Below are 24,241 nucleotides of genomic sequence, written 5' to 3'. Positions count from 1 at the left end.
CCCATAAGCACCCAGATTTTTATTTTTTAATCTGTCTACTTATAGGGGAGCATATCACAATTGATAGCGGGTTTTTTATTTAAAGAATGAGGTGTGACGGAAGATGCAGGAGGTTTGGATGACGATTTTATGTCATGTGAGAGTTTACAATAGTGAGGTTGTTTCGCTTTACGAATGAAGGGAGAACGTTTATGCAATCGATTATGTTCATTTATTTGGCTCTTATAAATGTTGTTGGCTTTTATGTAATGGGTGTAGATAAAAAAAGAGCAAAGAAAAAACAATGGCGCGTGAAAGAAAACACATTGTGGACCATTGCATTGGTTGGAGGAGCAATTGGATTAACCGTAGGGATGTATGTTTTCCGTCATAAGACGAAGCATACGATATTCAAGTTAGGTTTGCCTTTTTTATCACTCGTGTTGATTGCCCTTTTTATAATGAATGTATCGTAAGAGAAAAGCTGAGCATCAGTAGGGGGCTCAGCTCTTAGTGTTGCAGAAATTCTTTTACAGGGCTTTTCCATTGAATGGTCGCATGTGGATAGTGTGTTTTCACTTCATGCTCAATAATGGCAAAATCGTCACGTGTTAGCCCTTCTAATTGACGTGAGTCTTTAATTGCGATAATAATAGACACGATTTCAAATGAATGAGAGGTTGTACCTAAGTATTTTTCTCCTTCAAATAAAATACCTTGGTAGGTAACTAAAAAGTTTTTACGTGTGTTTTTCTTTTCATCAAGCATGTAGAACTGTTTTTGTTCATGTGCGAGTTCTAGTCTACGCTTTGGGTTCAAAAAGTACTGAATGGATCTATATAACAAATAAACAAACAATATGACAATGAGTACGCGTACGAGAAGAACAAAAAACATAATACTTGTCCCTCCTTCTATAATCTTTTCATATTGTACGTATAAGTTTTAAAAAGGTTTCACTATTTATTATAAACAGAATGAAGTAATCTATGGATAGATACATAAAAAATGAGGAGTGACGAAAGTGATGAACATCACAAAATTGGTTGAGATGCAAAAGCAGTTAGATCAGCACATTGAAACGAAGCATTCGTTACAACATGAAGATTTAGTGGAACGAAAATTACTAGCTCTATTAGTAGAGATGGGAGAACTCGCAAACGAAACACGTTGTTTTAAATTTTGGAGTGTAAAGCCATCATCTGACAGAGAGACGATTTTAGAAGAGTTTGTGGACGGTGTTCATTTCATTCTTTCTTTAGGAATTGAAAAAGGGCATACAGGCATTGAAATACTTCCGCAAATACAACAACAAGAAACGATGACAGCACAATTTTTACAAGTATTTAAAGAAGCATTACGTTTTCAAGAAGATATGTCTGAAAGTCAATATATTCAGTTGTTTTCATCCTACATGGCGTTAGGTGAAATGTTAGGGTTTCAAGCTACACATATTGAAGAAGCGTATGTATCTAAAAATGAAGTGAATTTTAAACGTCAAGAGCAAGGATACTAGATGGGTAGAATGATTATTATTTAGCGTTTTTTAACACTTTTCTGTATAATTAAAGAATACATATGAAGGGGGAAATTCGATGAAGAAGTTAGATGAAACATTAACGATGTTGAAAGATTTGACCGATGCAAAAGGAATTCCTGGAAATGAGCGCGAACCTCGTGAAGTAATGCGCAAATACATTGAGCCGTTTTCAGATCATGTGACAACGGATGGCTTAGGTAGCTTAATTGCTGAAAAAGTAGGTCTTGAAAATGGACCGAAGATTATGATTGCCGGTCATTTAGATGAAGTAGGTTTTATGGTTACACAAATTGATGACAAAGGGTTCATTCGCTTCCAAACAGTAGGAGGCTGGTGGTCACAAGTCATGCTTGCACAACGTGTAACAATCGTAACGAGTAAAGGCGATGTGACAGGTGTTATCGGTTCAAAACCACCTCATATTTTACCACCTGAAGCGCGTAAGAAGCCTGTAGATATTAAAGATATGTTCATTGATATCGGTGCTTCAAATCGTGAAGAAGCGATGGAGTGGGGAGTAAAGCCAGGTGATCAAGTCGTTCCTTACTTTGAATTTACAGTATTAAATAATGAGAAGATGTTATTAGCAAAAGCATGGGATAACCGCATTGGTTGTGCTATTGCCATTGATGTTTTAAAAGGTTTAAAAGATGCGGAACATCCAAACGTTGTATACGGTGTCGGAACAGTTCAAGAAGAAGTAGGTCTTCGAGGAGCGAAAACGGCTGCCAATATGATTCAACCAGATATTGCATTTGGTGTGGATGTTGGGATTGCAGGAGATACACCAGGTATCTCTGAAAAAGAAGCACTTGGTAAAATGGGCAAAGGCCCACAAATCATTCTGTACGATGCATCAATGGTTTCTCACAAAGGATTACGCGACTTCGTAACAGATGTAGCAGATGAATTAGACATTCCGTATCAGTTTGATGCGATGGCAGGTGGTGGAACAGATTCTGGTGCCATTCATATTTCAGCGAATGGAGTGCCTGCCTTGTCAATTACAATCGCCACGCGTTATATTCACTCTCATGCAGCCATGTTACATCGAGACGATTATGAACATGCGGTGAAATTAATTACAGAAGTGATTAAACGCTTAGATGCAGAAACAATTAAAACCATTACATTTAATTAATTCAAAAGGGCGACTTTACGAGATAAGTCGCCCTTTTCTTTGTTTACTATTGTAGACTTTTTTCTAATGTTGAAAGAATTTCTTGTTTGTCTTGTTGATCTGAATTTTGCCACAGCACTTCAAATAATACACCTAGTCCTGGAAGCATTTTTTCTTCACCTTGTTGAATCGCGTCATTAATTGTTTCTTGAATCTCTTGCTGAGAGTTTCCAGAAACGTTTGAAAGAATTGCTTTTCGTAGGTTTAAGTTCATTTTTTTCACCTCGTTATGTGTAAGATGCAAAATTAGTTTTTGTTTTCTACACAAAATATATGTAAAATCAATAAGAGATTATAAAAAAGGAGTTATGTTCGTTGAAGCGAATCGATTCGGTTAAAAACCCGCAAGTGAAAACTTGGAAAAAGCTACATACAAAAAAAGAACGTGATAAATTAAGGTTATTCTTTATTGAAGGCTTTCATTTAGTAGAAGAAGCGTTAAAAACAAAAGAAATCATTAAAGAATTAATCATAACGGAACAAACAGACTTACCAACAAATTGGAATGTTGATGATGTATCGGTAGTCATCGTGACCGAAGACATTATGAAGACAATCTCTGAAACCGAGACCCCGCAAGGCATTGCAGCTGTGTGTCATCAAACAATGAATGAAGAGGTATTGAATACGGCTAAAAAGGTATTATTACTTGATGCAGTTCAAGACCCGGGTAACGTAGGAACGATTATTCGTACGGCAGATGCAGCAGGAGTGGAAGCTGTGGTCATTGGAGAAGGCAGCGTAGACGTTTATAATGGAAAAGCAATTCGTTCTACACAAGGCGCGTTGTTTCATTTGCCGGTCGTCAAAAAAAATCTTCATGAAGTTGTAAACCAACTAAAAGAGCGTGGTGTTCCCGTGTATGGGACATCTCTTGAAAATGGACAGCCTTACACAAACGTGCAACCGCCTGTTTCTTTTGCTCTTTTAGTTGGAAATGAAGGAAATGGTGTGAGCAAAGAATTATTAGAGAAAACCGATGGTAACCTCTACATTCCGATTTATGGTAAAAGTGAATCGTTAAACGTAGCGGTTGCAACGGGTGTGCTACTTTATTATTTAAATGCTTAATGAGACATGGCTTAAAAGAATGTAGGAGATGTAGTTGCAACTTTTAGTTGTTTTCAATATAATAAAAAAATAATTGCATATCTAAAAACGATGATAGAGCCTAGTAACTTGTTGCTCACCATTTAGGGAGAAAGTACCGTGACTGAAAGTGCTTTTATGGCAGAGGTAAGTGAATTCATCTCTTGAGTTGACACTTAGACCATTTATACAATGTAAAGGTGTTCCGGAAATTCCGTTAAAATGAACGAAGTGAACAGTGCAAGGCTATTTTGTATTGTTAACAAGGGTGGTAACGCGATTAATCCTCGTCCCTTTTTAGGGGGCGAGGTTTTTATTTTGGACTTTTTTAGATAAAAGGAGGAGCAATAAAAGATGAAAGAACGTTTACAAGAGCTGCAACATGAAGCAATTGCAAAAGTCGAAGCAGCAACGAATTTAAAAGAATTAAATGATGTGCGTGTAGCGTACTTAGGAAAGAAAGGACCTATTACAGAAGTATTAAGAGGAATGGGGAAACTTTCTGCTGAAGAGCGTCCTGTGATGGGAGCACTTGCAAATGAAGTGCGCGAAGCAATCTCATCTAAAATTGAAGAAAAGCAATTGTTACTTGAACAAGCTGAAGTAGAACGCAAACTTGCGTCAGAAACAATTGATGTAACACTTCCAGGTCGCCCTGTAACAGTTGGAGGCCATCATGCCTTAACAGCAGTTGTAGAAGAAGTGGAAGATTTATTTCTAGGCATGGGCTATCAAATTGCAGAAGGTCCAGAAGTAGAGCAAGACTACTACAACTTTGAAGCATTAAATTTACCGAAAAGTCATCCTGCTCGTGATATGCAAGACTCTTTCTACATCACAGAAGAGATTTTATTACGCACACATACATCGCCTGTTCAAGCCCGTACGATGGAAAAGAATGCGGAGAAAGGACCAATTAAAATTATTTGTCCTGGTAAAGTATATCGTCGTGATGATGACGATGCGACACACTCTCATCAATTCACTCAAATTGAAGGCCTTGTAATTGACGAAAACATTAGTATGAGTGATTTAAAAGGTACGTTAGAAGTTTTTGCGAAAAAGATGTTTGGAGACGAACGTGAAATTCGCTTACGCCCAAGCTTCTTCCCATTTACAGAGCCATCTGTTGAAGTTGATGTGTCTTGTGCAAAGTGTGGAGGAAAAGGTTGTAACGTGTGTAAACAAACAGGTTGGATTGAAATTTTAGGAGCTGGAATGGTTCATCCAAATGTCCTTGAGATGGCTGGCTATGATTCAAAGAAATATCAAGGGTTTGCATTTGGTATGGGGCCTGAACGTATTGCGATGTTAAAATACGGGATTGATGATATTCGTCATTTCTATACAAATGATGTTCGTTTCTTACAACAATTTAAACAAGCGTAAAGGAGGGATTTCACATGTTTGTATCATATCGTTGGTTACAAGAATATGTGGATTTAACAGGGATTTCAGCAACAGAATTAGCGGATAAAATTACAAAGAGCGGTATTGAAGTTGAATGTGTAGATGTATTAAACAAAGGGGTAAGCGGGGTAGTCGTTGGTCATGTAGTTGTGCGCGAACAACACCCTAATGCCGATAAACTAAGTCGATGTCAAGTGGATATTGGTGAAGAAGAGCCTGTTCAAATTATTTGTGGAGCACCAAACGTCGCACAAGGTCAAAAAGTAGCGGTTGCGAAAGTAGGCGCGGTATTACCAGGGAATTTTAAAATTAAGAGAGCAAAGCTACGTGGAGAAGAGTCTCACGGCATGATTTGTTCCTTACAGGAGCTTGGGATTGAGGGGAAATTAGTTGCCAAAGAATATCAAGAAGGTATTTTCGTATTCCCTAGTGATGCAGAAGTAGGATCTGATGCATTAGCTGCTTTAAACTTAAATGATGAAGTGCTTGAACTTGGCTTAACACCAAACCGCTCAGATTGTTTAAGTATGTTAGGAGTAGCTTATGAGGTAGCAGCTATTTTTGGAAGAGATGTGAAGCATCCAGAAGTAGCGGTCGAAGAAAATGATGAAAAAGCTGCTGATTACGTTTCAGTAAAAGTAGAGGCAAATGAAGATAATCCTCTTTACGTAGCACGTGTTGTGAAGAACGTAAAAATTGGACCTTCTCCACTATGGATGCAAACACGCTTAATGGCAGCGGGTATTCGCCCTCATAATAACGTTGTCGATATTACAAATTATATTTTACTTGAATATGGTCAGCCGTTACATGCATTCGATTACGATCGCTTCGGTTCAAAAGAAGTGCTTGTACGTCGTGCTGCAAATGGTGAAAAAATCGTAACACTTGATGATCAAGAGCGTACATTAACGGACAATCATCTTGTCATTACAAATGGAACAGAGCCAGTTGCGTTAGCAGGAGTTATGGGTGGTGCTAATTCAGAAGTACAAGATGATACAACAACTGTATTAATTGAGTCCGCTTTCTTTAAAGGAACAACAGTACGTCAAGCATCAAAAGATCACGGATTACGTAGTGAAGCAAGTGCACGTTTTGAAAAAGGAATTGATCCGAAGCGTACACGCTTAGCTGCAGATCGTGCTGCGCAGTTAATGGCTCAGTATGCATCAGGTGACATTGTAAGTGGAGTAGTCGAAGTAGATACACTAACAGTAGAGCCAGCAGTGGTAGCTGTGTCACTAGAACGTATTAACAGCGTACTAGGAACAAATTTATCAATGGATGAAGTAAAAGATATCTTTACCCGTCTTCAGTTCACATATAAACAAGAAGAAAGTCAACTTATTGTGACCGTTCCAACAAGACGTGGAGATATTACAATTGAAGAAGACTTAATTGAAGAAGTAGCACGTTTATATGGCTATGATCATTTACCAACAACATTACCAGTTTCAGCTGTGACACCTGGTAAATTAACAGAGTACCAAGCAAAGCGTCGTAAAGTACGTCGTTATCTAGAAGGTGCAGGTCTTTATCAAGCCATTACGTATTCATTAACAAGTGAAGAAAAAGCAACTCCATTTGCACTCGAAACAACCGATATCGTTCGTTTAGCGATGCCAATGAGTGAAGACCGCAGTATGTTGCGTCAAAGTTTAGTTCCGCACTTATTAGAAGTGGTTAAACATAACAATGCTCGTCAAATTGATTCAGTAGCCGTGTATGAAACAGGTTCGATTTTCTTATCCAATGGCGAAGGGCAATTGCCAACAGAAAAAGAACGTTTAGCAGGTGCTGTAACAGGTTTATGGCATATGCATGGCTGGCAAGGTGAGAAGAAGGTTGTTGACTTCTACGTAGTAAAAGGTGTACTTGAAGGTTTATTTGCACAACTAGGTTTAGAGAACCGTATCGTGTATCAACCAGTGAAAAAAGAAGGAATGCATCCAGGTCGTACAGCAGAACTCTTACTAGACGACGTAAGTGTTGGGTATGTAGGGCAATTACACCCTGTTACACAAAAAGCATATGATTTACGCGAAACCTATGTATTTGAAGTAGACTTACAAACGGTATTAAATACAGAAGTAGCTCATCTTTCTTACACACCAATTCCGCGCTTCCCATCTGTGACACGTGATATTGCGCTTGTTGTAGACCAATCGGTACTAGCTGGCGAAATTGCTCGCACAATTAAAGAAGTAGGTGGCGATTTATTAAAAGAGGTAACGGTGTTTGACCTTTATGAAGGAGAACGCATGGAACCAGGTAAAAAGTCTGTTGCTTACTCGTTACGTTATTTAAATGCAGAGCGCACACTAACAGACGAAGAAGTAACGAAAGCGCATGAACAAGTCTTAGCAACAGTAGAAGAAAAATTCGGCGCAACATTACGTTCATAAAAAACGAGGGTCGGACATAAGTCCATAAACTCAAGAAAATAGGTTTACATGCAATATTCCTTGCCTCTTTATCCGTTCATATAATTGAACGTTTAGGCAAGGAACGTTGCGGGCTGAGTCAAATAGGGGTGTTTTTTCCTTTTGTCTCAGCCTTATTTTTTAGCTAATTTTAGTGCTTTTTGTGTATTGGCAAAATGAAGTTTTGTTAAAGAAGAAAGCGAGTCAATGCCTTGTTTTTGAATCAATTTAGCTGCAGCAATATCCACTTGTGCACCTGCCCCTTTTGGAATCGTTATTCCTGCTACTTTACTCAACTTATCCATTTCACGTAAAAATGCATATCGTGCCATAATTGAGGCAGCAGCCACTGCTAAGTGAACACTTTCGCCTTTTGTACTAAAATACACATTTTCTTTTACAATTTGCTTATCTTTTGCAATATGTTTGTAGTACGTTGCTTGTTCAACAAATTGATCAATTAAAATGGCATCAGGTTTTGAAGGCTCTATTTTGGTTAATACGTTATGAATGGCTTTATTGTGAAGGAGCGCTTTCATTTTTCCTTGCGACATTCCTTTTTGTTGCCATTCGTTGTATTTTTCATTATGTAAAATAAGCAAGCTATAAGGTAAAAATGTGACGAGCTGTTTCGCAATTTCTACAATTTTTACATCGTTTAAATCTTTCGAATCACGAACCCCTAATTCTTTTAATAAAGGAATTTGTTCTTTTGCTACGTACGCAGCGACAACGGTAATAGGACCAAAATAATCCCCAGTTCCTACTTCGTCTGAGCCAATCACAGATAACGAGCTAAAGTTAGGTGGTAAATTGGTTGTTTTCCCTTTTTTTACCGAAGAAGTAGCGGTACTTCCTTTTCCATCTTTTTCCCACTTGTTTACTTCTTGTGACGCGTTTTTGCCTTGAAATAATACTTTTCCAGATCGATAAGCTGTAATGCTGCAGCCTTCTGTCTTAGCCGCAAAAACGCTTCCTTGTGGAACTTTAGGGAGCAGGTAAGAATGATAATATGTTTTCATTTTTGAAATGGTTTCGTTTGAGACGATTAAAACAGCATGTGACAAATTTGTCAGCTCCTCGGTCAATATTTCCACGTACAACAAAACATGGTAAATTCATTTTAGTTTACAACGTACACGCTTGTTAAGTAAACTCTATACATCTACTTTTACTATGTACATGATAACGTACTCAGTGACATCTTTCCATTCCGTCTCTTTTCGTGGTATTATAAGGATTAGGATTTTTTTCATGGAACGGAGGACTTTCTCGTGTCAGAACAGGAAAAAACGCGTGCAACAGTCGATATATTTGGACAACAGTTCAAAATTGTTGGGACCGAAAGCACAAGCCACATTCGTCTTGTTGCTTCAATCGTTGATGATAAAATGCGGGAAATTAGTCGTATGAACCCGTCTTTGGATATTAATAAATTAGCGGTATTAACTGCTGTAAATATGGTTCATGATTATATAAAATTAAAAGAAGATTATGAAAAACTACAAAGACAACATCGTATGAAAGAGGAATGACAAACATGTTAGATATTATTTTGATCAGTTTACTTCTTTTAGGGTTCTTTGTTGGGGTTAAAAGAGGATTTATTTTACAACTTATTCATCTAATTAGTTTTGTAGCAGCCTTTTTAGTAGCTTATACATTTAATGGGGATTTAGCACCGAGATTACGTATTCTCATTCCTTTTCCTGAGTTTGACCAGCAAAGTGTGGCTTCATTTTTTGTTAGCTCTTCGTATATGGAGGATGCATTTTACCGTATGATTGCGTTTGCGATTTTGTTCTTTGCTACCCAAATTATACTAAGAGTGGTCGGTTCTATGCTTACATCTCTAGCTCAGCTTCCAATTCTAAAGCAACTGAATAAATGGGGAGGCGGTATACTAGGATTTTTAGAAGTGTACGTGATCGTCTTCATTTTGCTTTACATTGGAGCGGTATTACCTGTAAGTGACATTCAAATTCCGATTCAACAGTCAATCGTTGCGACAAATATGGTTCAAAATACGCCCTACTTATCCGCCGCTCTTGAAGAGTTATGGACACAGTACGGAACTGCTTCAGCTTATTTTTAGACCCAATGACAGATTGAGTGTCTATGTAGAGAGGATTAGTAAGAGACTAAATGATAAGTCTTTACTAATCCTTTCTTTATGACGCTAAATGTGTATAGTAGATTTTTTATTGAAATATTTGTATCATTTTCCTTAGTGATACGTAGAAGAGGTGATAGCATGAATAAAAAAGAAGTTATTCAATTACTCGAAACCATTGCTACATATATGGAGTTAAAAGGAGACAATCCGTTTAAAATATCTGCATTCCGAAAAGCAGCTGCCGCTCTTGAAGGGGATGAAAGAAGTTTAGGAGAGATTGATGATTTTACTGCCTTACAAGGAGTTGGAAAAGGCACATCTGCAGTAATCGTAGAGTTTATTGAAAGTGGAAAATCATCAGTTCTTGAAGAGCTACAAAAAGAAGTACCAGAGGGGCTCATCCCTTTGCTCAAGCTACCTGGTTTAGGTGGAAAGAAAATCGCGAAACTTTACAAAGAACTTGGCGTAATCGATATTGAGACATTAAGACAAGCTTGTGTGGATCATAAAGTTCAAGAGTTAAGCGGATTCGGTAAAAAAACAGAAGAGAAAATATTAGCTGCAGTCGAAGAGTTCGGCAAGCGTCCTGAACGTTTACCATTATCTTTTATGCTTCCTATTGCAGACGAAATTGAAGAGCATTTATCGAAGATGACGGATATTAACCGATATTCAAAAGCCGGTAGTATTCGTCGCATGCGTGAAACAATTAAAGATTTAGATTTTATTATTTCTACAAGTGAGCCAAAAAAAGTAAGAGAACAACTACTTACGATGCAAAATGTGAAAGAAGTTATTTCTAATGGTGATACAAAAGTATCTGTCATTTTATCGTATGAATATGATGTATCTGTTGATTTTCGCTTAATTGAGGATAAAGCGTTTGCGACGACACTGCATCATTTTACAGGCTCTAAAGACCATAATGTACGAATGAGACAATTAGCAAAAGAGCGCGGAGAAAAAATTAGTGAATATGGTGTGGAAAATAGTGAAACAAGAGAAGTGCTCACATTCGAATCAGAAGAAGCGTTTTATGCTCACTTTGACTTACCATTTATTCCACCACAACTTCGTGAAGACGGATCGGAAGTGGAAGAATTCTCACATGCACATAAGCTTCTTTCGTTAAAAGATATAAAGGGAGACCTACATATGCACTCAACTTGGAGTGATGGTGCTCATTCAATTGAAGAAATGGCAGAAGCATGTCGAGCAAAAGGATATCAATACATGGCCATTACTGATCACTCTCAATATCTAAAAGTAGCAAATGGTTTAACACCTGAACGTTTACGAAAGCAGTTAGAAGAAGTGAAACAGTTAAATGCAAAATACGATGACTTTACCATTTTGGCAGGAATTGAAATGGACATTTTGCCAGACGGAACATTGGATTATGACGATGATTTATTGAAAGAAATGGATCTTGTGATTGCATCCATTCATTCTAGCTTTTCTCAATCAAGAGAGGACATTATGAACCGTTTAAAAACAGCATTAAATAGTCATCATGTTGATATTATCGCACATCCAACTGGTCGGTTAATTGGACGCCGTGAAGGGTACGATGTTGATATTGAGTTATTAATTGAGCTAGCAAAAGAAACAAATACAGCGCTTGAATTAAATGCTAACCCGCATCGCTTAGATTTAGCTGCAGAACATGTGAGGAAAGCACAAGAAGCGGGTGTGAAAGTAACAATTAATACAGATGCCCATCGAATCGATATGTTAGATCACATGGAAGTAGGGATAGCGACTGCAGTGAAAGGGTGGTTAACACCTGAAACAGTTATTAACACATATTCAGTCGAAGAGTTGGTCGCATTTTTAAAACGCAACGATGAATAGGAGGACCAAATTGTGCAGCAACGAATTATGCATGTACTTGAATTTCATAAAGTAAAAGAACAGTTAATGATACATGTCGCTTCTTCACTTGGAAGAGAAAAAGTGTCCAATTTATTACCTTCAACAACATTTGAAGAGGTGGTAAAGTGGCAAGACATTACGGATGAAGCAACTACCATTTTACGATTACGAGGAAACGTTCCTCTAGGGGGAATCTTTGATGTGCGCCCAAGTGTAAAACGAGCGCAAATCGGAGGAACCTTAAGTGCTCACGAACTTTTAGATATCGCAAGCACCATTTACGCATCGAGACAATTAAAGAACTTTGAAGAAGATCTTTTATCAGATGAATCCCTAGAGGTTCCACTTTTTCAGGAGTTCTTGTTAGGTATTACGCCACTTCCACATTTAGAGCAAACCATTAAGCACAGCATTGATGAAAATGGAACCGTATTAGATGGAGCTAGTGATAAGTTACGAGCGATTAGACAAAAGTTACGAACGACTGAATCGAGAATACGTGAAAAGTTAGAAAGTATGACTCGTTCATCGTCTGCTCAAAAAATGTTATCAGATGCGATTGTAACCATTCGTAATGACCGTTTTGTTATCCCAGTTAAACAAGAATACCGTAGCGCCTACGGGGGAATTGTTCATGATCAATCTTCTTCAGGTGCAACCTTATTTATTGAGCCTCAAGCTATCGTTACATTGAATAATGAATTGCAAGAAGCGAAAGTAAAAGAGAAGCAAGAAGTAGAACGAATTCTTATTGAGTTAACAAAAGAAGTGGCTGAAGTAGGAAGTGAACTGTATCAAAATGTAAATCGGTTAGCAGAACTAGATTTTATGTTTGCAAAAGGAAAATATAGTCATGCCTTGAAAGCTTCAAAGCCGAAAATGAATAACGAAGGATATGTTCGTTTGTTTAAAGCAAAACATCCACTTATTCCACAAGATGAAGTAGTGGCAAATGACATTGAACTTGGAAAAGGCTTTACATCAATTGTCATCACGGGCCCTAATACAGGTGGTAAAACCGTCACGTTAAAAACATTAGGTCTCTTTACACTAATGGCGCAGGCAGGATTGCAAATTCCAGCACTTGATGGTTCAGAAATGGCTGTATTTAGTAAAGTGTTTGCTGATATTGGAGACGAACAATCAATTGAACAAAGTTTAAGTACATTTTCATCTCACATGGTGAACATTGTAGAAATTTTACGTCAAGTAGATGAAGAGAGTTTAGTGTTATTTGATGAGCTAGGGGCGGGAACGGATCCACAAGAAGGAGCCGCACTGGCTATCTCTATTTTAGACGAGGTGTATCAACGAGGTGCGCGAGTGATTGCGACAACTCATTACCCGGAATTAAAAGCGTATGGGTATAACCGCGAAGGTGTTGTCAATGCAAGTGTAGAGTTTGATATTGAGACATTAAGTCCAACGTATCGATTGTTAATTGGGGTGCCTGGGCGCAGTAATGCTTTTGAAATTTCAAAACGCTTAGGGCTTGAACTTTCTGTCATTGAACGAGCAAAAGAATATGTTGGATCAGAAACAAACAAAGTTGAAAATATGATTGCATCGCTTGAACAAAGTCGCAGAAAAGCTGAGACAGAACTTGAAGATGCAGAGAAATTACGTAAAGAGGCTGAGAAGCTTCATAAAGAATTACAAAAGCAAATAATTGAGTTTAACGAAAAACGAGACAAGCTGTATGAAAAAGCTGAAGTGAAAGCGGAACAAACGGTTGAACAAGCAAAAGAAGAAGCAGAGACAATTATTCGTGATCTACGCAATATGCGTAAAAATCAACAAGCAGCTGTGAAAGAGCACGAATTAATTGAAGCAAGAAAACGTTTAGAAGAAGCTGTTCCGACTCTTGAGAAAAGCAGTAAAAAGAAAGTGGTTACGAAGTCTCAAGAACGAACACTTTCAGCAGGCGATGAAGTGAAAGTAGTAACATGGGGTCAAAAAGGAACGTTAATTGAAAAAGTAAGCAATAATGAGTGGCAATTGCAGATGGGTATTATGAAAATGAAAGTAAAAGAAAAGGACATGGAGTATGTAAGTTCTCCAAAGCCAATTGAAACGAAGCCACTAGCTACTGTAAAAGGAAAAGATTATCACGTTAGCCTCGAGCTTGATTTACGAGGAGAGCGTTATGAAAATGCACTTTTACGAGTAGAGAAGTACATTGATGATGCACTATTAGCAGGGTATCCGAGAGTATCAATTATTCATGGAAAAGGAACCGGAGCATTACGCCAAGGGGTGCAAGAATACTTGAAGAACCATCGTTCAGTTAAAAGTGTACGATTTGGAGAAGCATCTGAAGGTGGTACAGGTGTAAGTGTTGTTGAGTTCAAATAAGGGAGTGCGAAAACATGAATGATTTTTGGGGAAATCCGTATATTGAATCGGCCGGCTATTATAGTGTGGTTGTGTTAAGTATGATTGTCTTTTTAGCTATCTTTGAACTTGTCACAAAATACAAAAACTGGGAAGAGATTCAAAAAGGAAATATGGCGGTAGCAATGGCTACTGGTGGTAAGATTTTTGGGCTAGCAAACATATTTCGTTATTCAATTGAACAACATGATACATTGTTAACGATGCTTGGTTGGGGTGTGTTTGGCTTTGTCATTCTACTCATTAGCTACTTTATGTTTGAATTTTTAACACCGAAATTTCGAATTGACGATGAGATTGAACGAGACAATCGAGCAGTAGGACTCATTTCTTTGATTATCTCTGTAGGAATGTCATTTGTCATCGGCGCCAACATTGGATGAGGAGAGAAAAATGGAAACGTTAGCGAAAGTATTGATTGCGTTATGTAGTGTATTTGTCATCATAGGAATGGTTTATTGGGCGTTTTTTGCTTAATGGAAGCCACTTGTAAAAAAAGGTCAAAAAGACAACTATTTTAAAAGAAGTTTCTCTTCTTTATTGAAATAGTTGTTTTTCCTTTTGGAGAGAAGCTTGGTTTATGACATGTTTAAACGATTGTGTATATATATTTATGGAAAGGGTTTTTGTGTCAAAAGGAGTAGTATACAGAATCTATCGTACAACAATTAGTAACCAGTAGTTAGTAAATATGACAGCGTGATAAATAGGATCATTTTTGCAATTTGTATGACTAATGATATAACACTTTCTAAAAACGTGAAGAAAGAACACTTATTTTATTAATCACAAGTTGAAACACGTTAAGGCATGTACTATAATTTATGTATTGAAAATTCAAAAAATTAGGTCTGTAAGGGGGATTGTAAGTGGAAAGTACTAAGCCATGGTTAACCTTGTATCCAGAAGAAATACCTTTTTCTATCGATTATGGCGGAAAGACATTAGTGGAATTGTTTGAAGAAGCGGCAGTGGAGTATCGAGATAAAAATGCCATTCACTTCTTAGGAAAGACGTTAACATTTAGAGAGTTATATGAGCAATCATTAAAGTTTGCTGCTTATCTTCAAGGATTAGGGGTAACAAAAGGTGAGCGAGTTGCGATTATGTTACCGAACTGTCCGCAAGCCGTTATTGCTTTTTATGGAGCACTCCTTGCTGGAGCAACAGTAGTTGAGACGAATCCATTGTATATGGAACGAGAGTTGGAATATCAGTTAAATGATTCTGGAGCTAAATATATTGTTTCACTAGATCTTTTATATCCTCGTATCTCTAAAGTGAAAGCGTTAACAAAAGTCGAGCATGTTGTCATTACAAGCATTAAAGACTATCTTCCGTTTCCTAAAAACATAATCTATCCGTTTATTCAAAGAAAACAACACGGGATAACTGTTAAGGTTGAACACCATGGTACAACTCACTTACTATCTAAAATTATGAAACAATCATCCATTAATCGAACAAATGTAGACATGAATCAAGACGACTTAGCATTATTACAATATACAGGTGGAACGACAGGATTTCCAAAAGGAGTCATGTTGACGCATAAAAATTTAGTGGCAAATTCTACAATGTGTTCGCATTGGCTTTATAAGTGTAAGAAAGGCGAGGAAAAAATACTAGGTGTTTTACCATTTTTCCACGTGTATGGTTTAACAACTGTATTGATTTTATCTGTGTTACAAGGCTATGAAATGATTTTACTGCCAAAGTTTGATACAGAAACCACATTAAAAACGATTCATAAACAAAAACCAACACTATTTCCAGGCGTACCAACTATTTACATTGCACTATTGAATCATCCAAATCTACAAAAATATGATTTGTCATCAATTGATTCTTGCATTAGTGGTTCAGCTCCTTTACCAGTCGAAGTGCAAGAGCAGTTTGAAAAAGTAACAGGAGGAAAGTTAGTAGAAGGGTACGGGTTAACTGAAACCTCTCCAGTTACACATGCCAATTTTGTATGGACGGATCGAATTGCAGGAAGCATTGGCGTTCCTTGGCCTGATACGGAAGCGATGATTGTATCATTTGAAACGGGAGAGCGAGCTGAAGTAAAAGAAATTGGTGAGATTGCAGTAAAAGGGCCGCAAGTTATGAAAGGATACTGGAATCAACCTGAAGAAACGAACGTGGTGTTAAAAGACGGATGGTTTTTAACAGGTGATCTTGGGTATATGGATGAACGTGGTTATTTTTATGTCGTGGATCGGAAAAAAGACATGATTATTGCAGGAGGATTTAATATTTACCCGAGGGAAGTAGAAGAGGTATTATATGAGTATGATAAAATTCAAGAAGTGGTTGTAGCAGGTATTCCTGATCCGTATCGTGGAGAGACGGTGAAAGCGTACGTCGTCCTAAAAGAAGGAGTAATGTGTACGGAAGAAGAGTTAAACGAGTTTGCTAGAAAACACTTAGCTGCATATAAAGTGCCAAGGATGTATGAATTTAGAAGCGAACTACCGAAAACAGCTGTAGGTAAAATCTTAAGAAGATCTCTAGTTGAAGAAGAAAAAGAAAAACAGAGAAAAGCAACGTAGACACAAATGGTATGTTTTGTTCTCTTTTTTCAAAACAATATTGACAGAACCCGTTTGTTTCTTTATTATAAAAATATGAATGAACGGTCATTCATATTTTAAAAGGAGCGTATTTAGATTGAAAAGAAACAAACCAAAGTATAAACAAATTATTGATGCAGCTGTTATTGTCATAGCCGAAAATGGCTATCATAATGCGCAAGTTTCTAAAATTGCAAGACAAGCTGGTGTTGCTGATGGAACCATCTATCTCTATTTTAAAAATAAAGAGGATGTATTAATCTCTCTTTTTCAAGAAAAAATGGGACAGTTTGTTGAAAAGATTGAAGAAGAAATTGCAGGAAAACAGAGTGCGTCGGAGAAGTTATATATGTTAGTTGAAAAACACTTTGCTCTTTTAGCAGAAGATCATCATCTAGCAAAAGTTACACAGTTAGAGTTACGACAATCTAATAAAGATTTACGTTTGAAAATTAATGAGGTGCTAAAAGGTTACTTGCAAGTAGTAGGTTCTATCTTACAAACGGGAATTGAAACAAAAGAATTTCATGAAAATATAGATGTCCGTTTGGCAAAGCAAATGATTTTTGGAACAATCGATGAAACAGTTACAACATGGGTTATGAATGATCATCGATACAACTTAATTGAATTAGCACCTAAAGTGCATCACTTACTGATTAATGGATGTGGCGGCTCTCAACCTTCTTAGGTTGAAAGCCGTTATAATACATATCTTCAAACAAGGGGTGGGATAAAATAGTGGAATTTTTACAAGTTGAAACAAACGAGTACATTACGACCATTACGTTAAATAGACCTCCTGCAAATGCTTTGTCACAAGCAATCTTTAAAGAACTCTCAGACGTATTCATTGACATGAGAGAAGATGAAAGAACAAGAGTAATTGTGCTACAGGGAGAAGGAAGGTTCTTTTGTGCAGGGGCTGATATAAAAGAGTTTACAACTCTTCAACATGCTGATGATTATGAAGTCTTAGCTAAAAATGGTCAGCGAGTATTTGAATACATGGAAAACTACCCCAAACCAATTATTGCTTCTATACATGGAGCTGCGTTAGGCGGAGGACTAGAACTTGCTATGAGCTGTCATATTCGACTAGTTAGTGAGAATGCTAAGCTTGGTTTACCAGAGCTACAGTTAGGCCTTATTCCAGGGTTTGCGGGAACACAGCGTTTACCACGATATGTTGGTACAGGAAAAGCTGCTGAAATGATGCTAACAAGTGAACCTATCACAGGTAAAGAAGCAGTAAAGCTAACATTAGCTAATCATGCATATAGTGAAGAAGACTTAAAGGAAGAGACGCTAAAATTAGCTAAAAAGATTGCAAAGAAAAGCCCAGTATCCATAAAAGCGGCGCTAGAGCTTCTTCAATATACAAAGTCATCTAATTTCCATGAAGGTGTTGAAAAAGAAGCTCACCTGTTTGGAAAAGTATTTGACTCAAATGATGCGAAAGAAGGTGTAAGCGCTTTTATAGAAAAGCGTGAACCTAGTTTCTCTGGGAGATAATTTTTTTAAGTTTAATTATCTAAAAATTTACAACATATAAATTATTCTTTATTCAGGAGGGAAATAGAATGAACATTTATGTACTATTAAAAAGAACATTTGATACAGAAGAAAAGATTGCGCTAAGCAATGGACGAATTGCAGAAGATGGAGCAGAGTTTATTATCAATCCTTACGATGAATATGCAATCGAGGAAGCAATCCAATTGAAAGATCAGCATGGTGGTGATATTACAGTTGTAACAGTTGGATCTGAAGAATCTGAAAAGGAGCTTCGTACAGCATTAGCGATGGGAGCGGATAAAGCTGTATTAATTAACATTGAGGATGATATTGAAGACGGCGATCAATACACAACTTCTAAAATTTTAGCGCAATATTTAAAAGATAAAGATGTTGATTTAATTTTAGCAGGTAACGTAGCCATTGACGGCGGTTCAGGTCAAGTTGGTCCACGCGTTGCAGAGTTGTTAGAAATTCCATACGTCACAACGATTACAAAATTAGACATTGACGGTAAAAATGCAACAGTTGTACGTGATGTTGAAGGTGATTCAGAAGTGATTGAAACGACATTACCACTTCTTATTACAGCACAACAAGGTTTAAACGAGCCTCGCTATCCATCTTTACCAGGGATTATGAAAGCGAAGAAGAAGCCTTTAGAAGAGTTAGAGTTAGACGATCTTGATTTAGATGAAGATGATGTAGAAGCAAAAACAAAAACGATCGAAATTTATTTACCACCGAAAAAAGAAGCAGGTCGTGTATTATCAGGAGACGTGTCAGATCAAGTAAAAGAACTTGTAAGTCTTCTACATTCAGAAGCTAAAGTCGTTTAATTATCAAAGTGTCGATCGACTGAGCGCTAGCTCGACAAACGTAATCAAAATTTGGAAAAGTAAAATATCATAAACGGAATCTATGATACGGGGGTATTAACATGGCGAGAAAAGTATTAGTAGTAGGGGAAGTTCGAGACGGGGCATTACGTAACGTATCTTTTGAAGCAATTGCAGCAGCAAAAACAATTTCAGAAGGTGGAGAAGTTGTTGCCGCGATTTTAGGAGAAAGTGTTCAATCATTAGCTGAAGAGTTAATCTATTACGGTGCAAACCGTGTCGTTGCAGTAGAAAACGAAAAGCTTGCAGCTTATACACCAGACGGGTATTCACAAGCACTATTAACAGTGACGCAAGAAGAAAAACCTGAAGCACTTGTGATTGGTCATACAGCGTTAGGAAAAGATTTATCACCAAAATTAGCAGCTAAGCTTGATAAAGGGCTAATCTCGGATGTAACAGCATTAGAGGTAGCGGGTGGAAACTTAGTATTCACACGTCCAATTTATTCTGGTAAAGCATTCGAAAAGAAAATTATGACTGATGACTTTGTTTTCATTACAATTCGTCCGAATAATATTACGCCACTTGACAAAGACATAACTCGTACAGGTGACGTATCATCATTAAGTGTAGATGTAAAAGATCTACGTACAGTAGTAAAAGAAGTTCTTCGTAAAGCAACACAAGGTGTAGATTTATCAGAAGCAAAAGTTGTTATTGCGGGTGGACGAGGTGTGAAAAGTGTAGAAGGATTCAAACCGCTTCAAGAGCTTGCAGACGTATTAGGAGGAGCGGTAGGGGCTTCACGTGGAGCTTGTGACGCAGATTATTGCGATTACTCTCTACAAATTGGGCAAACAGGTAAGGTAGTAACGCCAGACCTATATATTGCTTGTGGTATTTCAGGTGCTATTCAACATTTAGCTGGAATGTCCAACTCTAAAGTAATTGTAGCCATTAACAAAGATCCAGAGGCGAATATCTTTAAAGTAGCTGACTATGGAATTGTTGGAGACTTGTTTGAAGTGGTACCATTATTAACAGAAGAGCTTAAAAAATTAAAAGTACAATCTGTATAACGTTCATAAAAGAGAGTGGTATCAAATCAGAAGTACTCTTTATTTGATATTACTCACTCCATCCCTTGTCTATGAAGTCCAGTAAAAAAATGGATAGATGGATAAGGGATGTTGTTTTAAGGGCATCTTTTTTAGGTAACTAATTCTCTTTATCAGGAGCATGAAGTTTTAAAAGGGTGTTTAAGTTAGCAAGAATCGGGAATAGTAACAGTGTAATCAGTGCAAATAGAATCACTTTATCCTTACATAATGAGCAGATAAATAGCGCTCACACGTTTTAGATGCTATACTTTTTTTAGCTTTATTTAAATGCATATAAAGTATTTAGGAGGAATTAACATGGCAATTGTAAATGCGACTGATCAATCTTTTAATAACGAAGTTGGTTCAGGTTTAGTTTTAGCGGACTTCTGGGCACCTTGGTGTGGACCTTGTAAAATGATCGCTCCAGTTCTTGAAGAACTTGATAGTGAAATGAGCGATAAAGTGAAAATTGTAAAAGTAGATGTAGATGAAAACCAAGAAACTGCAGGGAAATTCGGTGTAATGAGTATCCCAACATTAATCTTATTTAAAGATGGTGAAGCAGTAGATAAAGTGGTTGGATTCCAACCGAAAGAAGCTCTTGCAGAATTAGTTGCAAAGCATTCGTAATGAAAAACCTAGCCTCGGCTAGGTTTTTTTATCTGTTTTTTTACCATCATATTGGTGTTTGTAAGACTACAAACTTCTGTTTAAAATAAGAGTAATATGTGTCAGACATAAAGAAGTGTGGTGAAACAGAGTGAAGGATCATTTAAAAGAGAAATTGAGCATCTTACCAGATCAACCTGGTTGTTACTTAATGAAAGATAAATATGGTACGGTTATTTATGTAGGAAAAGCAAAAGTATTAAAGAATCGTGTTCGTTCGTATTTTACAGGTTCGCATGACGGAAAAACACAACGATTGGTGCAAGATATTGTTGATTTTGAATACATTGTGACCTCTTCGAATCTCGAAGCGCTTATTTTAGAAATGAATTTAATCAAGAAGCATGACCCGAAGTACAATGTCATGTTAAAAGATGACAAAGGCTATCCATTTATAAAAATTACCGCAGAAAAGCAACCGCGTTTAGTCATTACACGAAAAGTGAAAAAAGATAAGGGGAAATATTTCGGACCTTATCCGAATGCACAATCGGCTAATGAGACCAAAAAGTTGCTTGATCGTATTTACCCATTGCGAAAATGTTCAACAATGCCTGACCGCGCTTGTCTTTATTATCACATTGGCCAATGTTTAGCCCCTTGTGTGTACGAAGTCAAAGAAGAGCAAAACAAACAGTTGATTGAAAACATCACAAAATTTTTAAACGGTGGCCATACCGAAGTAAAAGAAGAACTACATGGAAAAATGATGAAAGCTTCGGAGGAATTGGACTTTGAGCGTGCAAAAGAGTACCGTGATCAAATTGCTCATATTGAAGCAACGATGGAAAAGCAAAAAGTAGCTTTTAACGATTTTGTGGACCGAGACGTGTTTGGGTATTCGTATGATAAAGGGTGGATGTGTGTACAAGTATTCTTTATCCGACAAGGAAAGTTAATTGAACGAGAAGTATCAATGTTTCCATTTTATCACGAAGCAGAAGAGGACTTTCTTACATTTATCGGCCAATTTTATGCGAAAAACATTAAACCAAAAGAAGTGATGGTTCCAAATACCATTGATGCTAAACTTGCCGAACAGCTTCTAGAAGTCGAGGTTCATCATCCAAAAAGAGGAAAGAAAAAAGATCTTGTGGAATTAGCGTGCAAAAATGCAAAAATTGCATTGCATGAAAAGTTCTTTTTAATTGAGCGAGATGAAGAACGAACAGTCAAAGCAGTCGAGCGGTTAGGGAATGAACTTGGTATTGATGCTCCTTATCGCATCGAAGCATTTGATAACTCAAACATTCAAGGAACAGATCCAGTTTCGGCTATGATTGTGTTTGTAGATGGAAAGCCAGAAAAGAAAGAATATCGGAAATATAAAATCAAGACAGTCGTAGGCCCCGATGATTATGAATCAATGCGTGAAGTTGTCCGAAGGCGATATACGCGTGTGTTAAAAGATGGTCTTCCTCTACCTGATTTAATTATTATTGATGGGGGACGAGGGCACTTAGCGGCTGTTCAGGATGTGTTAGAAAATGAGTTGGGGTTATTAGTGCCAACTGCTGGTCTAGTGAAAGATGATAAGCATCGGACGTCGAACTTAATGATTGGTGATCCCGCTGAAATTGTACCACTTGAGCGGAACAGCCAAGAATTTTACTTATTGCAACGCATCCAAGATGAAGTTCATCGATTTGCTATTACTTTCCATCGTCAAGTGCGGTCAAAGTCTGCATTTCAATCAGTTCTTGATGACATACCTGGCGTTGGTGAGAAGCGTAAAAAAGCGATTTTGAAATATTTCGGTTCAGTTAAAAAATTAAAAGAAGCAACAGTTGAACACATTCAAGAAGCAGGGGTTCCAGAAAATGTCGCTAAATTAATTTATGATAAATTAAAAAGTTAGACTTGAAAAATGTGACAAGACCTGTTATGATTTTAACTAATTTCATAAGCCACTTCACTACGTTGAAGTGAAAGATAGAGGTGCGGGTTTTATCAGTAGTTAGCCGGAAGAGTATGAGCTCTAGTGAAGGTTGATGAAAGGAAAACTTGCCGAAGTGAACGTTACCTCATAGTAACCTTTGCTGGTTTTGCATTGAAGAAATGTAGGACTGTCAAGATATAGTAGTCTTGGAGAGCTATCTCACCGCAAGGAACGTTAATGTATGATTTTTTCGTTCGTAAAAGCAATGAGATCTCCTTCTCATTGCTTTTTTTATTGTAATAAAGGTGATTTATAGCTCAATGTCTACGTACTGCTAACATATGAAAAATAACAGAGAAGGAATGAGCAGGGATATGGGACTAATCGTTCAAAAGTTTGGTGGAACATCAGTTGGATCAGTGGAGCGTATTCAAAATGTGTCCAATCGTGTCATTCAGGAAGCGAAAAATGGAAATGAAGTGGTTGTGGTTGTGTCAGCAATGGGGAAAACGACGGACCATCTTGTGTCATTAGCAAACGAAATCACAGCACAGCCTAGTAAAAGAGAAATGGATATGTTATTAACAACAGGTGAACAAATCACAATTTCACTGTTAACAATGGCACTTCATCAAAAAGGATATGAAGCGGTATCTTATACAGGGTGGCAAGCAGGTATGCAAACAGAAAGTATTCACGGCAATGCACGTATTCAACATATTGACACAGCTCGAATTCAATCACAGTTAACAAAAGGGAGAATTGTCGTTGTTGCTGGATTTCAAGGAGTGACTGATGAGGGAGATATTACCACTCTTGGTCGAGGGGGATCAGATACAACGGCTGTTGCATTAGCCGCTGCATTAAAAGCAGATAAATGTGACATTTACACAGATGTAACAGGAGTCTTTACGACAGATCCTAGGTATATAAAGGATGCACGGAAGCTACAGGCAATTTCATATGACGAAATGTTAGAACTAGCTAATTTAGGTGCGGGTGTGCTTCATCCACGCGCTGTAGAATTTGCCAAAAACTATCAAGTACCTTTAGAAGTACGTTCAAGCTTAGAAAACGAAAACGGGACAATTGTAGAGGAGGAACCATCGATGGAACAAAATTTAGTCGTAAGAGGAATCGCATTTGAAGACAATATCTCAAGAGTAACCGTAGCAGGATTACGTAATCAGCTTCAAACGTTATCAACCATTTTTACCACACTAGCAACAAATAATATTAATGTAGATATTATTATTCAACATGCGACGTCATCTGACCGTATGTCGATTTCCTTTTCTGTGAAAACGGAAGATCTTCAACAAACAGTCGCTGTGTTAGAACAAAATCGCCATGTACTAGACTATGAAAAAATTGAGCATGAAAGTCAGTTAGCGAAAGTATCCATTGTGGGCTCTGGTATGATTTCAAATCCAGGGGTAGCTGCTGAAATGTTTGAAGTTCTAGCACAAGAGAAAATTGAAGTGAAAATGGTGAGTACATCAGAGATTAAAGTATCGACTGTGGTGCCACACAGTGAGATGGTCAAAGCCGTTGAAACACTCCACGTGGCATTTGAATTAGATAAACAACTATATATAAATGATTTTCTTTTTCGACATTTGACCTAGTGAATCCCTAAGCGTTG

22 protein-coding genes, 1 riboswitch and 1 other annotated feature are annotated in these 24,241 nt (G+C 37.4%); of the genes, 19 read left to right on the top strand and 3 right to left on the bottom strand.

The genetic code is table 11. The features are described 5' to 3' along the window. Positions 1-191: 191 nt before the first annotated feature. Positions 192-455 carry a DUF1294 domain-containing protein gene (locus DIS06_RS19250; RefSeq protein WP_110114861.1) on the top strand — a complete coding sequence of 88 codons (264 nt, stop codon included), beginning with the start codon at positions 192-194 and terminating at the stop codon, positions 453-455. A gap of 34 nt (positions 456-489) precedes the next feature. Here DIS06_RS19250 and DIS06_RS19245 read toward each other — a convergent pair whose 3' ends face one another. Then, complete coding sequence (locus tag DIS06_RS19245) at positions 490-876, bottom strand: sigma-w pathway protein ysdB (RefSeq protein ID WP_110114860.1); 387 nt, start codon at positions 874-876, stop codon at positions 490-492. A gap of 130 nt (positions 877-1,006) precedes the next feature. Between DIS06_RS19245 and DIS06_RS19240 the strand changes: the two genes are divergently transcribed. After that, positions 1,007-1,495, top strand: a complete 489-nt coding sequence (locus DIS06_RS19240; protein WP_110114863.1) for a dUTP diphosphatase — start codon at positions 1,007-1,009, stop codon at positions 1,493-1,495. A 79-nt stretch (positions 1,496-1,574) separates the two neighbouring features. Continuing rightward, complete coding sequence (locus DIS06_RS19235; RefSeq protein WP_110114859.1) at positions 1,575-2,660, top strand: M42 family metallopeptidase; 1,086 nt, start codon at positions 1,575-1,577, stop codon at positions 2,658-2,660. A 46-nt stretch (positions 2,661-2,706) separates the two neighbouring features. Here the strand turns inward: DIS06_RS19235 and sspI are convergent, their stop codons facing one another. Continuing rightward, entirely contained in the window at positions 2,707-2,913 is a 207-nt protein-coding gene (gene sspI, locus DIS06_RS19230; protein WP_110114858.1) for a small acid-soluble spore protein SspI, read from the bottom strand. A gap of 101 nt (positions 2,914-3,014) precedes the next feature. On the opposite strand from sspI, the gene DIS06_RS19225 reads away from it, so the two are divergent. The 3 genes from DIS06_RS19225 (at position 3,015) to pheT (ending at position 7,606) form a co-directional block, all read left to right on the top strand. Then, the gene (locus DIS06_RS19225) at positions 3,015-3,770 is read left to right on the top strand and encodes a TrmH family RNA methyltransferase (RefSeq protein ID WP_110114857.1); all 756 of its coding nucleotides are present in this window, start codon (positions 3,015-3,017) and stop codon (positions 3,768-3,770) included. A gap of 81 nt (positions 3,771-3,851) precedes the next feature. Beyond that, positions 3,852-4,086 (top strand) — a binding site (T-box leader). A gap of 56 nt (positions 4,087-4,142) precedes the next feature. Beyond that, positions 4,143-5,177 (top strand): phenylalanine--tRNA ligase subunit alpha, encoded by a 1,035-nt coding sequence (gene pheS, locus DIS06_RS19220; RefSeq protein ID WP_110114856.1) that lies wholly within the window; start codon positions 4,143-4,145, stop codon positions 5,175-5,177. A gap of 14 nt (positions 5,178-5,191) precedes the next feature. After that, the gene (gene pheT, locus DIS06_RS19215; RefSeq protein WP_110114855.1) at positions 5,192-7,606 is read left to right on the top strand and encodes a phenylalanine--tRNA ligase subunit beta; all 2,415 of its coding nucleotides are present in this window, start codon (positions 5,192-5,194) and stop codon (positions 7,604-7,606) included. Positions 7,607-7,758: 152 nt separating this feature from the next. Here pheT and rnhC read toward each other — a convergent pair whose 3' ends face one another. Next, positions 7,759-8,691 (bottom strand): ribonuclease HIII, encoded by a 933-nt coding sequence (gene rnhC, locus DIS06_RS19210; protein ID WP_110114854.1) that lies wholly within the window; start codon positions 8,689-8,691, stop codon positions 7,759-7,761. A gap of 207 nt (positions 8,692-8,898) precedes the next feature. Here rnhC and zapA point away from each other — a divergent pair, with 207 nt between their 5' ends. The 13 genes from zapA to DIS06_RS19145 all read left to right on the top strand — a co-directional run bounded on the left by zapA (position 8,899) and on the right by DIS06_RS19145 (position 24,224). Then, a complete protein-coding gene (zapA, locus tag DIS06_RS19205; RefSeq protein ID WP_110114853.1) occupies positions 8,899-9,159 on the top strand; it encodes a cell division protein ZapA in 261 nt (86 codons plus the stop codon). Positions 9,160-9,164: 5 nt separating this feature from the next. Next, a complete protein-coding gene (locus DIS06_RS19200) occupies positions 9,165-9,719 on the top strand; it encodes a CvpA family protein (protein ID WP_110114862.1) in 555 nt (184 codons plus the stop codon). 159 nt (positions 9,720-9,878) lie between these two features. After that, positions 9,879-11,594, top strand: a complete 1,716-nt coding sequence (gene polX / locus DIS06_RS19195; RefSeq protein ID WP_110114852.1) for a DNA polymerase/3'-5' exonuclease PolX — start codon at positions 9,879-9,881, stop codon at positions 11,592-11,594. A 12-nt stretch (positions 11,595-11,606) separates the two neighbouring features. Next, entirely contained in the window at positions 11,607-13,970 is a 2,364-nt protein-coding gene (locus DIS06_RS19190; RefSeq protein ID WP_110114851.1) for an endonuclease MutS2, read from the top strand. Positions 13,971-13,984: 14 nt separating this feature from the next. After that, positions 13,985-14,392: a DUF350 domain-containing protein gene (locus DIS06_RS19185; protein WP_110114850.1), complete on the top strand. Its 408-nt coding sequence runs from the start codon at positions 13,985-13,987 to the stop codon at positions 14,390-14,392. Between the two features lie 486 nt (positions 14,393-14,878). Then, positions 14,879-16,564, top strand: a complete 1,686-nt coding sequence (locus tag DIS06_RS19180; protein ID WP_110114849.1) for an AMP-binding protein — start codon at positions 14,879-14,881, stop codon at positions 16,562-16,564. Between the two features lie 118 nt (positions 16,565-16,682). Then, a complete protein-coding gene (locus DIS06_RS19175; protein WP_110114848.1) occupies positions 16,683-17,276 on the top strand; it encodes a fatty acid metabolism transcriptional regulator FadR in 594 nt (197 codons plus the stop codon). A gap of 50 nt (positions 17,277-17,326) precedes the next feature. Then, a complete protein-coding gene (locus tag DIS06_RS19170; RefSeq protein ID WP_110114847.1) occupies positions 17,327-18,100 on the top strand; it encodes an enoyl-CoA hydratase in 774 nt (257 codons plus the stop codon). Positions 18,101-18,168: 68 nt separating this feature from the next. Beyond that, positions 18,169-18,942 (top strand): electron transfer flavoprotein subunit beta/FixA family protein, encoded by a 774-nt coding sequence (locus DIS06_RS19165; protein WP_110114846.1) that lies wholly within the window; start codon positions 18,169-18,171, stop codon positions 18,940-18,942. 101 nt (positions 18,943-19,043) lie between these two features. Then, the gene (locus DIS06_RS19160) at positions 19,044-20,024 is read left to right on the top strand and encodes an electron transfer flavoprotein subunit alpha/FixB family protein (RefSeq protein ID WP_110114845.1); all 981 of its coding nucleotides are present in this window, start codon (positions 19,044-19,046) and stop codon (positions 20,022-20,024) included. 339 nt (positions 20,025-20,363) lie between these two features. Further along, positions 20,364-20,678 carry a thioredoxin gene (trxA, locus tag DIS06_RS19155; protein ID WP_110114844.1) on the top strand — a complete coding sequence of 105 codons (315 nt, stop codon included), beginning with the start codon at positions 20,364-20,366 and terminating at the stop codon, positions 20,676-20,678. Between the two features lie 130 nt (positions 20,679-20,808). Beyond that, the gene (gene uvrC / locus DIS06_RS19150; RefSeq protein ID WP_110114843.1) at positions 20,809-22,575 is read left to right on the top strand and encodes an excinuclease ABC subunit UvrC; all 1,767 of its coding nucleotides are present in this window, start codon (positions 20,809-20,811) and stop codon (positions 22,573-22,575) included. Between the two features lie 67 nt (positions 22,576-22,642). Further along, positions 22,643-22,821, top strand: a riboswitch (Lysine riboswitch). Between the two features lie 149 nt (positions 22,822-22,970). Further along, complete coding sequence (locus DIS06_RS19145) at positions 22,971-24,224, top strand: aspartate kinase (RefSeq protein WP_110114842.1); 1,254 nt, start codon at positions 22,971-22,973, stop codon at positions 24,222-24,224. Positions 24,225-24,241: the final 17 nt, after the last annotated feature.

Source organism: Bacillus sp. CGMCC 1.16541 (genome assembly GCF_003184905.1).
Classification (GTDB): Bacteria; Bacillota; Bacilli; order Bacillales; family Bacillaceae_H; genus Priestia.
Note: the sequence above shows the minus strand (reverse complement) of the source record. Positions and strands in the feature narration are given on the sequence as shown.